Source organism: Paenibacillus lignilyticus (assembly GCF_017942085.1).
GTDB lineage: Bacteria > Bacillota > Bacilli > Paenibacillales > Paenibacillaceae > Paenibacillus_Z > Paenibacillus_Z lignilyticus.
On record NZ_JAGKSP010000021.1, the window covers coordinates 1 to 14,040 of the forward strand.

Sequence of the window (14,040 nt, forward strand, 5' to 3'; positions counted from 1 at the left end):
AATCAAGGCAGGTCTCCTGGCTATGCGTCAACGCTTCTCTATGCCTTCCCGGCTTATGGGCCAGTGGCGTCTCCTAGATCAGCTCTTCATTTACAGTGGCGGGACCGCGCCGGATTTTCACCGGACTTCCCTTTTAAGCAGCGCTTATCGACTAAGCGTGCACCTTGATTGTGCTATTCAATTGCTATTCATACTATAGAAGAACAATGCTTTTGTCTATCCATTGCCGCAGTAATTGCAAGACCACCCTGAAGCGGCTGCCCTATTCTTCTGCGGTCAGCGCATGCAGCAGCGCTAAGGCGTCCTCATGCTCGGGTTCCAGGACGAGCGCATCGCGCAAGTATGTCATTGCCGCTTCCTTATCCCCCTGCTCGTAGCTGCATATCGCCAGACAGAACAAGACGGTCGGCACAGACTCGTCTTCGTCGGTTTCAATCGACAAGCTCAGGAATTCCTTCGCGTCATCGTAGAATTCCATCTCAAACAGCAACAGCCCGGCATCGAGCGCCAAATCGTAACGCTGCTCCATCACATAGAAGGATGACCACATGATATGGATGCCATTTTGAATATCCAGCAATTCCTCTTCGCCTGCTTCTGGCAGCAGAGCCGAGATGCGTTTCGTACTCTGGATAAAGAACTCCGCGTCATACCCGCCAAGCCGCCAGAAGGCCAGGATTTGCTGCAGCCCCATCGAGCCGGAATGCTGGTCGACCCATTCCTTCAAACTGAAGAACTCGTCCGGCCCAAACCGATCGACGAACCGTCGAAAAGCAAGCCGCGTGTTGGCGTACCGCATTGGCGATTCCAACATGAGAATACAGCCGACATTAATCGCGTGATAATGATGCTCTTTCGTAAAGAGCGACAGTCCGCCTCGCTGCTCCAGCACATGCTGAATCGCATGATAGTTGGCCGTTAACGAGAAGCTCCCATGATGGAAGAACTCCGGCGGGTCCGCAAGGTCCCAATGCTCCAGCCGGTGATCGCCTTTGTCCGCCGTGATCAGCAGAAACCCTGCCCGTGACAGCCGATGAAGCCGATCCAAGCAGGTCAATCCGGCAACCGGAAACAGGATATAGGAATCATCCAGCTCCGACACATACATGTCGATCAGGTCGTGATACGGGTAGGTTTTCTCTCTGTATTCAGGTGCCGGCCGATTCACGTAATTCAGCTTCATCTGCTTCAAAGTTTCCGAAGTCGTAAGCTCCTTAAGATTATCCGGAAACTCGACGCTGATATCGCACTCATAAACCTCGCCGTCATGGACATAGATCAACTCTTGCGGAATCACATCGAAGAAATAATTCGCGACGATTATTAGCGGCTGCTTCAAATCGCCCGGACGTATCGTAGTTTGCGCTACTGCCAAATGTACCTCTGTATCCCGTACCGCATCAAACCTGGCAAAGTCCAGCAGTCCCTCCCGAATGAACGGCTGCAAGGCGGGATGATGCTGCCACGCCAATACGTTCTTAGAGGCCAGGTCGGTCATCACGTACCGGAAAGGCGGCAGCTCGATACCCGCGTAATCGCGCAGCTCGCACAATCGATGCAAGGTGTGAAAAGCAAGTCGACCTGCACCTGCGCCAAGTTCCATTATCGTAACCGGCTCACTTAAATCCCCCGTACCGGCCCGGTCTTGCAGAAATCCGAAAATCATCTCCGCGTAGGAAGTAGCCATCATCGGATTACTCGATATATATTGCGGGACTTGGTCATTATTCCAAGCCTTCATGCCTTCTTCTTCATAATAGTTGCGCTGCAAATCCCAAATCGGAGCTTCGCTGAAACGAAACTGCTGTCGTTGATTTTCTGCCATACCGTGTAAACCTGCTTTCTGTGTCACCACTCGAGAATGATTATGGACGAATGTATAGCTTCAATTCACCTTGTCTCATCATAAGGCTTACGAAGGAGGAGTACCAACAAATGTCGGATTTTACCCGTATTGTACGCAATTTGCTCCCATTACAATGCCCATCCGGGTACGGAATATGTAGCTATACCTGATGAAAATAACCAAAAGGACGCCACGACGGGCGCCCTCTTCACTGTAATTATGATAACGACTAAGCGTGCAGCTTGTCATCCTTCGGCAGGAATATAGCGAGGATGCCGAGCAGCGGCAAGTACGCGCACAGCTTCATCATATATTCAATACTGGTCGCATCGGCGATCCAGCCAAGAACGGCCGAACCCAAACCACCGATACCAAATGCGAGCCCGAAGAACAGTCCCGATACCAGGCCGACCTTGCCGGGCAGCAGCTCCTGCGCGAATACGACAATGATCGAGAATGCCGAAGACAGTACGAACCCTGCACAGATACACATCACGCATGTCCAGAACAGATCGCAATACGGCAGCAGCAGCGAGAACGGCGCCGTACCGAGAATCGAGAACCAAATGATATTTTTCCGCCCGTAGCGATCCGCGAGCGGTCCGCCGAAGAAAGTGCCTGCCGCGGCAGCCGCCAGAAACGCAAACAGAAATAACTGCGCATGCTGCACGGAAACCCCGAACGTATCCATGAGATAGAAACTATAATAGCTGCTCAAGCTGGACATATAAATATGCTTCGATACCACCAGAAACACCAGAATGACGATGGCCCATGTAATTTGTTTGCTGGATAATCCGATTCGCGCGACGGCAGCAGATTCATGCTTAACGCTCGATGCCGCTTTCTTCTGAACTACGTTAGGGCGCTGCTGCAGTCCATGATCCCGATACCAGCGCGCGACATAGCTCTGAATCAGAATGGCTGCGATTGCCGCAATGGAGAACCACAGGACGCTGATTTGTCCGAGCGGCACGAAGATCGCAGCACTCATGATCGGCCCGAGCGCGCCGCCAATATTGCCGCCCACTTGGAAGATCGACTGCGCCAGCCCTCTTTGCCCCCCTGCAGCCAAATAGGCTACACGCGAGGATTCCGGATGAAAGATCGCCGACCCGATACCGATCATCATGACCGCAATCACGATATAGGCGTACTCGGGAGCAAGCGCGAGCGCAACAACGCCGATCAGCGTAAAGCACACCCCGATCGGCAATATATAAGGCCGCGGGCGCTTGTCCGCATACATGCCGACCATCGGCTGGATCACCGCTGCCGTAATGTTCATCGCGAAGGCAATAAACCCGATCTGTTTATAGCTTAAATGCAGCGAATCGCGCAAGATCGGAAACAGCGCCGTTACGGTGGATTGCATCGTATCATTCAGTAAGTGAACGATGCTGATTGCGAATATAATCGGAAAAACGGTAGCGCCTACCGGAATTCCTTTGGTTAATGCTTTTGCCACGTTGAGGTCCCTCCCCTAAACAAGTTGAAACAACCTTGCCGCTTATAATAAATGCATCTTTGCTTCTGCCTCATCCCAAGCGACCGTATATCCATGTCCCTTCGCGCAAAAAATCGACGACGAGCTGTACAGCGGGTCCGCATCCTTCCGGTAACCCTTCCGCTCGATCACCGCTTGTTCGTTATGACAACGATCATAACCCCCGAAGACGAAGTGCGCAATCCCTCTGCCATGTGTAAAAGAGGCCAGCTCCGTGCTGTAGTCCATGAAGGTGGCGACAGGCACTTTACCCGTAATGACCGCGTGCCTAGGGGTCGTTACAGGCGGCTCGAACACGCCGGAGGCCCGCTGAATATCCGATAACACGCGGCCCATATCGTCGATTTCCACTTTGATCTTATACTCGTAATAGGGCTCAAGCAGGATATTCTCCGCTTTCTCCAAGCCTTGTCTGAGCGCGCGGAACGCAGCCTCGCGAAAATCGCCGCCATGCGTGTGCTCATTATGGCCGGCGCCAGTCAGCAGCGTCACCACGATGTCGGTGAGCGGCATGCCGGTTAACAGCCCGTGGTGATCTCGCTCATAGAGATGCGTCTTGACGAGATTTTGATTGCCGATGCTTAGATCGTTCGCATGACATTCATTCCTAAACGTCAATCCGCTGCCCCGCTCCCCCGGCTCCAGGCGCAGGTGCACCTCGGCATAATGCTTGAGCGGCTCGAAGTGGCCGTATCCGTTCACGGTCGTCGCTATCGTTTCTTTATACAGAATTTCCGGGCTGCCGAAGGTGACGGCGAACCGGAATCGCTCCCTGACAAGCTGCTCCAGCACCTCAAGCTGGATGAGGCCCATCACGTGAATATGGATCTCCTGCAAGCTTTCCTCCCAGATGACATTCAAGGACGGATCCTCGGCATTCAGCACTTGGAAGGCTTTGAGCACATCCTTCACATTCAATGACTCCGCTGCAAAAACCACCTTCGCCGTCAGCGTCGGTACCATATCGTACACCAGCTTATCCGAATACATGCCCAGGCCCTGGCCCGCCTCAGCGCTTGAAAGTCCGGTCACGGCAAACAGATCGCCTGCCGAAACCTGATCGACTGCTTGCGACTTGCTCCCGTTAACGAGGAGGAGCCGTGTCACTTTCTCGCAAATCGGATCGTCCCCGCTCCCATAGCACAGTTCATCGCGCACTTTCAGCGTACCGCTCAAGGCTTTGATATAGGTCAGACGCACGCCGTTATGGTCATGACGGATTTTATAGACGCGCCCTCCGAATGGGGCCAGCTCATCATAATCTACAGTTGTCAGCACATGCAGCTGATCCAGAAATTCAATCACGCCTATATCCTGCAACGCCGATCCGCTTGCGCACGGGAAGAGCTTATGTTCGCGAATCTGATGCTGCAGCGTTCGCAGCCAGAATGCATTGTCTTCCTCACCCGCCAGAAACGTGTCCAACAACGTTTCATCCCGCTCCGCCATGCTTTCCAGCAAAGCCTCTCCGATTTGGCCGTCTGCCGCGAAATGCCCCGTGATCATGCAAGCATCTGCTGTCAGATGCATGCGAATCTCCTCGAGTACGCGGGCAACATCGGCACCGACCCTATCCGTTTTGTTAATAAAAAAGAACGTCGGTATAAGGTGCTTATGAAGCAGCTGCCACACCGTTTCGGTATGCCCCTGAATGCCTTCGACCGCACTGATGACGAGGATCGCAGCATCCATCACCTGGACCGCCCGCTCCATCTCCGGCGAGAAATCGACATGCCCAGGGGTATCGATTAGGTAATAGGCAGTCCCTTTATAGGACATAACGGCTTGGTCGGCGAAGACCGTGATGCCTCTTGCCCGTTCGATCTCATGACTGTCGAGATAGGCGTCCTTATGATCAACTCTGCCGCGCTCCCGAATGCTATGCGTATGGTACAGCAGCTGCTCGGCCAGTGTGGTTTTGCCTGCATCCACATGAGCAAACATGCCGATCGTTTTCCGATTCATCTTATTGATCACCTTGATTTCACTGTGGGATTACTTCTTCCTGTCGTCGGTCACACCTGCCCATTATCATATCACACCATTGCACGCGGGCGAGCCGAATTTCGGGTTACTTTATTGCAAAAGAAAAACCTCCAAGACCCTTGGTCTTAGAGGTACATCACTACTAACGCGCTCCTGCTTGCAGCAGCATCTGTTCAATTTCCTTGAACCGGCGATCACGCTTGGCATGCTGGAGCGGCGTAATGCCGTCCCGATCGGCGATATTCACGTCGGCACCATGATCGATGAGCAGCCTGGCAATCTGCTGATGCTTCGGCCCGCCGTTTGTCAGAACGACCACTTCCAGCAGCGCGGTCCAGCCCAAATTGTTGATGTGGTTGATGTTCACATCCGTCGTCGTAAGCAGTACTCTTACATTCTCCACATGGCCTTTCTCTGAAGCAGGAATGAGTGCAATTCCGCCATATCGATTGGTCAGCTTGGTATCCGCACCAGCTGCAATCAGGAGCTTAAGGATCTCGAGCAGCCCTTCGGCACCCGCATAGAGGAAAGGATTATCGCGCATATTGTCCTGCAGGTTGATATCCGCTCCGGCTTCGATCAATAAACGGACCACATCCGGCTTGTTCGCATGCGTCGCGGCCATTATCGCCGTTCTACCCCTGGCGTCCTGCTCATTGATGTTCGCCCCTTCGTTCAGAAGCCGGCCCACCTTCGCCGTATCCCCTCGTTCAGCAGCAGCAATCAGCTCTTTGCTCAAATGCGCTCTCCGCCTTTCTTGCTTTTGGTGTACTTCTTGCCCCACTCGCCCATACTCTCCAGAATGGGAATGAAGCTTTCCCCCGCTTCCGTCAGCGAATATTCCACTTTGGGCGGAACCTCCTGATACACTTTTCTGTGAATCATTTGATCCTTCTCCAGCTCCCTCAGCTGGCTGGTCAGAATGCCTTTGGAAATGCCGGGTACTAATCGCTGCAGCTCCCCGAACCGTCTTGTCTCTCTCAGATGCCACAAAATAATGATTTTCCACTTCCCTGCAATGACGTTCTGCGTTTCCGTAACCGGGCAAACCTCGATTTGTTCCTCGGGGATGCTTCCTTCGAATTGGGTCCGAGCCATCGTAAATCCCCCTCTGCTCTAATGGTCTTATTTATGTGACTATGTTATAAAAATGTGCCTACTACCGAAAATCCAATTATCCCTATACTATTGGACTATACAGAAAAACACAACTACTGCTCGATCGAAATGGGAGGAATTATCCATGAAAATCGCCATTATCGGCGCTACAGGCAAAGCCGGAAGTCTAATTGCGAAAGAAGCTTCCGATCGCGGCCATGAAGTAACGGCCATCGTAAGAAACGCTGCAAGAATCACCGATACCGCCATCAACGTGCTTGAGAAAGACATTTTCGCTCTCACCGGATCGGATCTGGCATCCTTTGACGTCGTAGTGAATACGTATAAAGCGCCCGACGGCGAGGAACATCTATACATCGATGCCGGCAGAGCCTTGGTTCAAGCGCTCGAAGAAACGCCAAGCACCAAGTTGATCGTCGTAGGCGGTGCCGGAAGCCTCTTCGTTGACGAAACGAATACAACCAAGCTGATGGATACGCCGGGCTTCCCGGATTTCGTGTATCCGACCGCTTCCAATGCGGGGAAACAGCTTGATGAACTGAGAAACGCGACCTCGATTACATGGACGTATATCAGCCCAGCAGCCTTCTTCAATCCCGATGGCAAACGAACAGGGTCTTATACATTAGGGAAAGATCATGTTATCTTGAATAGTCAGGGTCAGAGCTATATCAGCTATGCCGACTATGCCATTGCCGTACTCGATGAAATCGAACAGCCGAAGCATGCGAATGAGCGCTTTACGCTGGTGGGCGAAGCCGAATAACTCATTCCCGAATTTTGAATTCCGTTTGGAGGCATTTGAGATGCAAATAGAGATTTGGTCGGACTTTGCATGTCCGTTCTGTTATATCGGTAAGCGCCGCTTCGAGAAAGCGCTGGCCGCGTTTGAGCATCGCGATCAGGTTCAGGTAGTTTACCGCAGCTTCGAATTAGACCCTCATTCGCCCAAGCATGTGCCGCATGACGTGTATGACATGTTATCCGGCAAATACGGCATGAGCCGGCAAGAAGCGATCAAGATGAATCAAAATCTTGCTCAGCAAGCAGCTGCAGACGGGCTGGACTTTCGTTTCGCCGGCTTGGTGCTGACGAATACATTCGATGCGCATCGTCTGAGACATTTCGCCGAGAAAGCCGGCAAGGCTGCTGAAGTATCCGAACTCTTGTTCCGCGCTTATTTCAGCGAAAATAAAAATGTGAGCGATCACGAGACGCTCGCCGATATTGCGGTGGCGGTCGGACTCGATCGCAATGAGGCGCTATCCATGCTAGCCGGAGAGCAGTTCTCCGACCGCGTCCGCGCTGAAGAAGCCGATGGGCGCTCGCTCGGCATACGCGGCGTTCCGTACTACATCATCGACCGGAAGCAGACCTTGTCCGGCGCCCAGCAGGAGACCATGTTCCTGAAAGCCCTGCAGCAAGCATGGGGCGACCGGCAGCCGCTCGAGGGCTCGGACGTGGACGGCGACAGTTGTATCGATGGCATTTGTGCCGTTCCGGAGGAGAAATAACCCTCGCTCTTGACAATGCAGAGCCCCTTCCTCAGATGATGGAAGGGGCTTTCTTCGTCACACCTTATGGGGCTTGGCAACCCCCGGCGTTACTCGGTATTACTTCATGTTGCCGAGTAACGCCGGGTAATACGGAGTAATACTTCGTGTCACTCGGCATTAGCTCCACGCCTCAATATCGCCATCATCGATTTCTTCCGCTTCTTCTTCCGCTGCTTCCTCTTCTTCTTCCTCCTCGATTGTCGCCGCCAGCTGCTGCCTGTCTGTCGTAATCTGACGGTATGCTGCTCCCCATGCATCCGGGGAGTCCTGCAAGTTCGTCCTCTCCATAGGAATATAGGCCTGTAAATTCCGAACCCCATTCAGCGTGATTTCCTTCTCCACCAAATAACGAAAGGAATCCATCAGATTCGACTGCGCGTTCAGCCAAGCCATAACAAGCGGGTCCTCTGTCTTCTTCGTTTTGAGGCTGATGTTGCCGCCGGGAAGCTTTGTCTTCTTCATCCAAATCACCTCAACCTACCAGGCTCGCTATGCCGGTTGCTCCGCTTTATTTTTCAGCGCTTCATAGATCTTGCCCCGTACGAAAGCATCCAGCCCCGCCGCATTTAGCTCAACCGCGTAGTCCGCAGGCATATAGAGCAGCTTGATCTCCCGCTCATCACAGGCCTCCTTCAAATACGGATACAGGACTGTACGCATCAAAATACTCCCCCCGCCATACACGCAGATGAGATCGATCTCATTGCGCGCTTTGGTCAGCTGCTTCTTCACATGCTGCACGATTTGCTTCACTTGGCTTTCCAGCGGCCTGCGTAACGTTTTGAGCGCCCGTGCATGGTATTTATGCTTCGGGTTCTTGAGCACATCGCTGAAGAACTGCCTCGGACTATCCGGCAAATGAATGAGTCGATTAAACTCCTGCAGCGCTTCCTCTATCGCATATCCCGCACCATGATGACTGCCGTGAATGAACTGACGCAGAAACTTATTGCCCTCCGTAATCGGATATTCCGTCGAGCCGTCGCCAATATCGACATGAAGGATCCGCTTATCCTTGAAATAGCTGCCGTTGAATTTCTTCTCGAGTCCGTAGGTCGCGGCAAAATCAGCAAAGATATCCCCTTCTCTCCAGTTCCCCGCCGCATCCTTCTGCAGCGTGAAGATAACCGGCGTCGCTTCGGGCACAACCTTCACGAACGGGAAGCTGATTTTGACGGCTACCCGCTGCACGCCTAAATGCACCGTCACATGATGCACATCGGAAGTAAACCGCTTCTCAAACCTGGCAGAGCTCTCGTCGGTATGCTGTGTAACCGGCAGTGCGGTTGCCATATCCACCTCGACATCAATCTGCGATGGGATCTTCTTCTCGTCCTCGAATGCCTTCTGCACGGCCAACGCGGCGATCTGAGCCAGCGTATTAATGATCGGCAAATCCATCTCGCTCTTCGAATCGATGCCAATCTGAATCGTATCAATAATCTCGCCGCTCTCCAGCGCAAACTTCCCGACATAGTACATCCCCGGCCTCGCGGCAGGCGAATCCACCGTGACTACCAGCTGATCCTGCAGGTTTCGCACAAAACTCTCCGGCGCTTGCTCCTCGCTCCATGGAAGCTCGTCCACTCTGCAATTCACATTGGGCTGCTGAATCAATTTGCCGTCAATGATCAGATCATGCTCACTGTTTCCGTTATCGTTGCCTACAAAGAAATGATAGTTCATTATCGATTTCCTCCTTAGGTGAAATGCTGACATGCATCCCCTCGGTATTACTTTGACATACCAAGTATTAGTTAGCATCTAACCAGAGTCCCATCGATCATTAGTCTTCTCTCATTTGAATTTGTCGGATATTGCAGTACTTAGGCATAAAAAAACGCCTCTCCATTTCTGGAGAGGCGAAATATGGAATGGATGGTAATACCGAAAACTTATTTCTGTGGAACCATGTTGTTGTAGATGCGTGTAGCGTTCACTTTGCCTGTGCTTACATCTTCGGATGTAAATCCGGATACGATATTACCAACTTTGAATTCTTTCGCCAGGAGGTCTTCAGATGGTGCGGCAGCAGTTGGGCCATCGATGCCCAGTTGCGTTTCCGGTGTTACGGTTACCCACAGATCGCCTACTTTGAAGCTTTTGCCGTCTGCGCTTACTTCTGTAATCACGCCATCGATATTCGCCATCATTTTGCCTGTAGTAGCAGGTTTTGTTGACCCTCCTGCCTCTCCTGTCTGCGGAGCCATGTTGTTGTAGATCACAGTTGCTTTCACTTTACCTGTGCTTACATCGTCGGATGTGAATCCCGATACGATATTGCCGACTTTGAACTCTTTCGAAAGCAGATCCTCGGACGGCGCCGTAGCAGTAGGTTCATTGCTGCCCCATTGTGTTTGGTCCGTTACTTCAACCCACAGATCGCCTACTTTGAAGCTTTTGCCGTCTGCGCTCACTTCAGAGATTACGCCATCGATATTCACTCTCACTTTACCCATGATCGGAGGCTTCTGTGTATCTACAACTGCAGTCTGAGGAGGATTCGCAGGCGTCGTATCATTGTTCAATGTGAAGATACTAACCGCCAACACCGCACATGCTGCAATTCCAACTGTCCAACCTGTTAGTTTTTTTGTCATTACTTTTTCCATTTTCACTCGCCCCTTTGGGTTAATTGTATTGGTTTGTGTTTCCTGATCCATGTGCTGCATTTCTTGCATCAACTTCTTATAGGTAACTTCTTTGAAATCCTCGCTTGTTTTCACGTGGGACATCGCAGACTTATAAACAGATTTCTTCACGCTCGAGACCTCCAATCTTCTCTTTTAAGATTAAGCGTCCTCTTGCAAGCCAGGTTCCGACCGTCGCCGGCTTAGCCTGCATAATTTCTGCGATTTCCTGAATGGAATATCCCTCGTAATAGTGCAGATGAATCGGAATCCGGTACTTCTTGTCCAAAGCCAGAACGGCCATCAGAACGTCGTTTTCTTCCTTCGGGAGGTAGCTTAGGTCTTCTGGGACGGGGTTCCTGTTTCTAAACCACCCGGCTTTAAGCATGTTCTTGCTTTTATTAATGGTTGTTCGAATCAGCCACGCCTTCTCATGTTCACTGGATTGAAATACAGGGCGCTTCTGCAAATAGGTGAGAAACACCTCCTGCGTCACTTCTTCTGCATCCGCTATATTTTTCAAGTAGGCAAAAGCAATTTTGATCATGCTTTGCGAATATAGATCCAAGGCCTGTCGCACAGATTCATTGAGCTCATATGAATCGTACACCTCAGCACCTCCTTTCACTTGTAATACAATTGAGCGGGCTCATATTTTTCATTGGGGCGAATATTTTTTTTAGCATGCGGTTATTTCGATAAAATCATGTCTGATACGCAAACAAAAAAGGGCACCCTAATGGGCACCCTTTGCTTGTAAACCTTATAGCAGCACGAGCTGCGGAACGCGATTGCGGAACTGCACGACTTCCTGAACGTCATACGATTTCAATAACGTGATCGCCTCGCCGAAGCCTTGCTCTATACTGCCGAGCCGGTGTGCGTCAGAACCGAGCGAGAATAACTTACCGCCCAGATCCAGGTACATCTCAATTAAGTACGTATGCGGATGAATCCAGCCTTGCCGGAACAGCCCGGTCGTATTCAGCTCAAGGACCTTCTCCTTGCGAATGATCGTTTTCAGCAAATCGTATAGAATCGAGCTGCAACGCTCGTAATCCGCACGGCTTACCATCGACTTCGTATAACGGGCCACGTAATCGAGATGGGCGACCACGTCGTAATTGTCCATCCGATCGACGGCATCGCGTACATGCGTGAAATAATCCGCCAGGAGCACATCCGTCGGCTGATTGTGGAAGGCCTCCTCGGCAAAATCAAGGACGCCGTTATTGTGAGCGGAAAGCAGCACCAAATCAAACGAGTAGCTCTCCAGATACCGATTGATCTCTTCATGATAATCTTTCCGATATCCGACCTCGATGCCCTTTCGGATTTCGATCTCATACCGCTGACGTAATGCGTCAACCTCTCGTTCATAGCTGTCCATATCGATCAGGACGTCTTTCTTGAAATACTTGCAGTCATAATCGAAATGGTCGGTTGTCACAACGGCCGACTTGCCCAGCTTCACCGCATGGGCAACAATGTGCTCCAACTTTTCTTCCGAATCAGGGGAATAATAGGAATGCACGTGCTGATCCACGATCGTTTGGGGTACTTGCATCAACATTAACCTTCTTTCGTAATGATGGCCTAGAATTACACTATTATAAGCATGCCGTGTAAAATTCAGATCAAATACGAATGAATATATTGTTAGTTTGGCAGCTGTCCCCTTCTGATTGGCAGCTTAATCTCAATCAAGGTCCCTTCATTCCCCTTGCTCTGATACGCAATATCGCCATAGTGCTGTTTAATAATGCGATGACTGATCATAAGTCCGAGCCCCGTTCCCTTTTCCTTCAAGCTGTAGAAGGGTTGTCCCAACTGAGGCAGCAGCTCCTCGGGAATCCCGCAGCCATGATCTTTGATCGAAATGACGTACTCTTCTTCGGCCTCGACTCTTAAGTTGATGTGGATCTCTCCGCCACCCGGCATGGATTCCATGGCGTTCTTCAATATATTGAGGAATACCTGCTTCAGCTGATTTTTCTCGCATGTAATAGGAAATTGGGTTCCCGCAAATCCGCGAATAAACGCAATATTGTTCAGCAGAGCCTGCGGCGACAGAAACTCGACTGTTTTCTCGATGAGCTCTTTGAGATCGGTATCGGTCAGCTGAATGGATTGCGGCTTGGCAAGCGAAAGGAACTCATTCGTAATCATTTCAATCCGCTCAAGCTCACTGAGGAGCAAGTCGCTGTTGCGCATCGAAGGATTTTCCCTCTTGTACAGTTGAAGGAACCCTTTCATCGTTGTCAGGGGATTGCGAATTTCATGCGCCACACCGGCCGCCAATTTCCCGACAACGGACAGCTTCTCCGATTGCAGCAGAAACTCCTCCGCTTTCTTCCGCTCCGAAATATCGCGGCTAATAATGACGACGTGATCAATACTCCCCGCCTCTCCCACAACGGGTCTGCAGCGGGACTCAAATTCGATCCATCGCCCTTCCTTGTGTCTCAGCCGGAATTCCATGGCATGTGATTCGCTATTGGCAAACATCTTTTTGATCGCGCCTCGGAACATGGCCACATCGTCCTCATGTACGAACTTGCACAGTTCAACCCCTTCTAATTCAGAACGGATATACCCCAATACGTGCTCATGAGAAGGCGAGAAATAACTAACGGAGTAATCCTTATCCATCAGAACAATAAGATCGGATGTGTTCTCCGCAATTAGCCGGTATTGGGATTCGCTGACTTCCAGCGTCTTCTCCATGTAGTTCTTCTCTGCGATAATTCTACGGAGTCTCTCATTGGATTCAATAAGCAGCCCTCCAATAACTACGCCTAATAGGACAAAGATCAAATACTGCGCATGAAAGAACGGCAAAGCGATGAGAATTTGAAAAGTGAACACGGTACACAAATAGCCAACGATGTAGCCGCCGAATAACACTGCACTTTTTTGAAATGGCGTAAGGCGAGGAACGTACTTGTATAGGCCGGTTAGAATCGCGATGTTTATGACCCAGCCTATGATGGCAGGCAGCCAGTTGCCGCCGGACAGCAGTCTTGTAATTAAGGAAAAAGAGCCTGCAATAATGCCCGGCACAGGCCCAAGATAGGCATATACCAGGATTACAGGCGCATATCGGATGTCGTAGGAATACCCTTGCTGCTTGACGGAGAGGATGACGAGAATAACGGAAACAAGCCCTGCATACACGCCGATCCACAGACGCATCTGCTTCAGTGAGCGGCGAATAATGAACGAACGGATGACCAAGGGAGTACTGACCAGGAGCGAGAATATAGAGAGATTAACAAAGTAATCAAATACGATCAATTCGCACCACCCTTATGAACTCATTGCTGTCCATGACATGAAGGCTGCTCTCTCTAGAACTCTCGTAGTTGTGATCACCTAATATTTGGTATAGTCGCC

At 51.0% G+C, this 14,040-nt stretch carries 13 protein-coding genes and 1 riboswitch; of the genes, 2 read left to right on the top strand and 11 right to left on the bottom strand.

Annotation, left to right across the window (positions count from 1 at the left end; all coding sequences use genetic code 11):
- Positions 1 to 182, bottom strand: a riboswitch (cobalamin riboswitch). This riboswitch is flagged as partial in the annotation.
- An 80-nt stretch (positions 183 to 262) separates the two neighbouring features.
- The 5 genes from I8J30_RS28515 to I8J30_RS28535 form a co-directional block, all read right to left on the bottom strand.
- Positions 263 to 1,825: a tetratricopeptide repeat protein gene (locus I8J30_RS28515; RefSeq protein WP_210663888.1), complete on the bottom strand. Its 1,563-nt coding sequence runs from the start codon at positions 1,823 to 1,825 to the stop codon at positions 263 to 265.
- A 250-nt stretch (positions 1,826 to 2,075) separates the two neighbouring features.
- Positions 2,076 to 3,314 (bottom strand): MFS transporter, encoded by a 1,239-nt coding sequence (locus I8J30_RS28520; RefSeq protein ID WP_338044972.1) that lies wholly within the window; start codon positions 3,312 to 3,314, stop codon positions 2,076 to 2,078.
- A gap of 42 nt (positions 3,315 to 3,356) precedes the next feature.
- On the bottom strand, positions 3,357 to 5,318 hold the full coding sequence (locus I8J30_RS28525) for a GTP-binding protein (protein ID WP_210663889.1): 1,962 nt from the start codon (positions 5,316 to 5,318) through the stop codon (positions 3,357 to 3,359).
- Positions 5,319 to 5,481: 163 nt separating this feature from the next.
- Positions 5,482 to 6,078, bottom strand: a complete 597-nt coding sequence (locus I8J30_RS28530) for an ankyrin repeat domain-containing protein (RefSeq protein WP_210663890.1) — start codon at positions 6,076 to 6,078, stop codon at positions 5,482 to 5,484.
- Entirely contained in the window at positions 6,075 to 6,437 is a 363-nt protein-coding gene (locus I8J30_RS28535) for a winged helix-turn-helix transcriptional regulator (RefSeq protein WP_240548456.1), read from the bottom strand. Before I8J30_RS28535 ends, I8J30_RS28530 begins: the two co-directional genes overlap by 4 nt.
- 145 nt (positions 6,438 to 6,582) lie before the next feature.
- Here I8J30_RS28535 and I8J30_RS28540 point away from each other — a divergent pair, with 145 nt between their 5' ends.
- Positions 6,583 to 7,224: an NAD(P)-dependent oxidoreductase gene (locus I8J30_RS28540; RefSeq protein ID WP_210663891.1), complete on the top strand. Its 642-nt coding sequence runs from the start codon at positions 6,583 to 6,585 to the stop codon at positions 7,222 to 7,224.
- A 40-nt stretch (positions 7,225 to 7,264) separates the two neighbouring features.
- Positions 7,265 to 7,972, top strand: coding sequence for a DsbA family oxidoreductase (locus I8J30_RS28545; protein ID WP_210663892.1), 708 nt, complete (start codon positions 7,265 to 7,267; stop codon positions 7,970 to 7,972).
- A gap of 159 nt (positions 7,973 to 8,131) precedes the next feature.
- On the opposite strand, the gene I8J30_RS28550 is transcribed toward I8J30_RS28545, so the two are convergent.
- From I8J30_RS28550 to I8J30_RS28575, 6 genes are all read right to left on the bottom strand, one after another.
- Complete coding sequence (locus tag I8J30_RS28550; protein ID WP_210663893.1) at positions 8,132 to 8,476, bottom strand: hypothetical protein; 345 nt, start codon at positions 8,474 to 8,476, stop codon at positions 8,132 to 8,134.
- A 27-nt stretch (positions 8,477 to 8,503) separates the two neighbouring features.
- On the bottom strand, positions 8,504 to 9,700 hold the full coding sequence (locus I8J30_RS28555) for a ParM/StbA family protein (protein ID WP_210663894.1): 1,197 nt from the start codon (positions 9,698 to 9,700) through the stop codon (positions 8,504 to 8,506).
- 209 nt (positions 9,701 to 9,909) lie between these two features.
- Positions 9,910 to 10,776, bottom strand: a complete 867-nt coding sequence (locus I8J30_RS28560) for a DUF5666 domain-containing protein (RefSeq protein WP_210663895.1) — start codon at positions 10,774 to 10,776, stop codon at positions 9,910 to 9,912.
- Positions 10,757 to 11,254 carry an RNA polymerase sigma factor gene (locus I8J30_RS28565; RefSeq protein ID WP_210663896.1) on the bottom strand — a complete coding sequence of 166 codons (498 nt, stop codon included), beginning with the start codon at positions 11,252 to 11,254 and terminating at the stop codon, positions 10,757 to 10,759. Before I8J30_RS28565 ends, I8J30_RS28560 begins: the two co-directional genes overlap by 20 nt.
- Before the next feature lie 153 nt (positions 11,255 to 11,407).
- Positions 11,408 to 12,211, bottom strand: a complete 804-nt coding sequence (locus I8J30_RS28570) for a histidinol-phosphatase HisJ family protein (RefSeq protein WP_210663897.1) — start codon at positions 12,209 to 12,211, stop codon at positions 11,408 to 11,410.
- A gap of 92 nt (positions 12,212 to 12,303) precedes the next feature.
- Complete coding sequence (locus tag I8J30_RS28575; RefSeq protein ID WP_210663898.1) at positions 12,304 to 13,941, bottom strand: ATP-binding protein; 1,638 nt, start codon at positions 13,939 to 13,941, stop codon at positions 12,304 to 12,306.
- Positions 13,942 to 14,040 lie beyond the last annotated feature (99 nt).

What these genes read in the sequence shown, in the direction of transcription:
- I8J30_RS28540 (WP_210663891.1), top strand. Translation starts at nt 6,583, where the DNA reads ATGAAAATCGCCATTATCGGCGCTACAGGCAAAGCCGGAAGTCTAATT.
- I8J30_RS28570 (WP_210663897.1), bottom strand. Translation starts at nt 12,211, where the DNA reads ATGCAAGTACCCCAAACGATCGTGGATCAGCACGTGCATTCCTATTAT.
- I8J30_RS28555 (WP_210663894.1), bottom strand. Translation starts at nt 9,700, where the DNA reads ATGAACTATCATTTCTTTGTAGGCAACGATAACGGAAACAGTGAGCAT.
- I8J30_RS28550 (WP_210663893.1), bottom strand. Translation starts at nt 8,476, where the DNA reads ATGAAGAAGACAAAGCTTCCCGGCGGCAACATCAGCCTCAAAACGAAG.
- I8J30_RS28545 (WP_210663892.1), top strand. Translation starts at nt 7,265, where the DNA reads ATGCAAATAGAGATTTGGTCGGACTTTGCATGTCCGTTCTGTTATATC.
- I8J30_RS28535 (WP_240548456.1), bottom strand. Translation starts at nt 6,437, where the DNA reads ATGGCTCGGACCCAATTCGAAGGAAGCATCCCCGAGGAACAAATCGAG.
- I8J30_RS28525 (WP_210663889.1), bottom strand. Translation starts at nt 5,318, where the DNA reads ATGAATCGGAAAACGATCGGCATGTTTGCTCATGTGGATGCAGGCAAA.
- I8J30_RS28515 (WP_210663888.1), bottom strand. Translation starts at nt 1,825, where the DNA reads ATGGCAGAAAATCAACGACAGCAGTTTCGTTTCAGCGAAGCTCCGATT.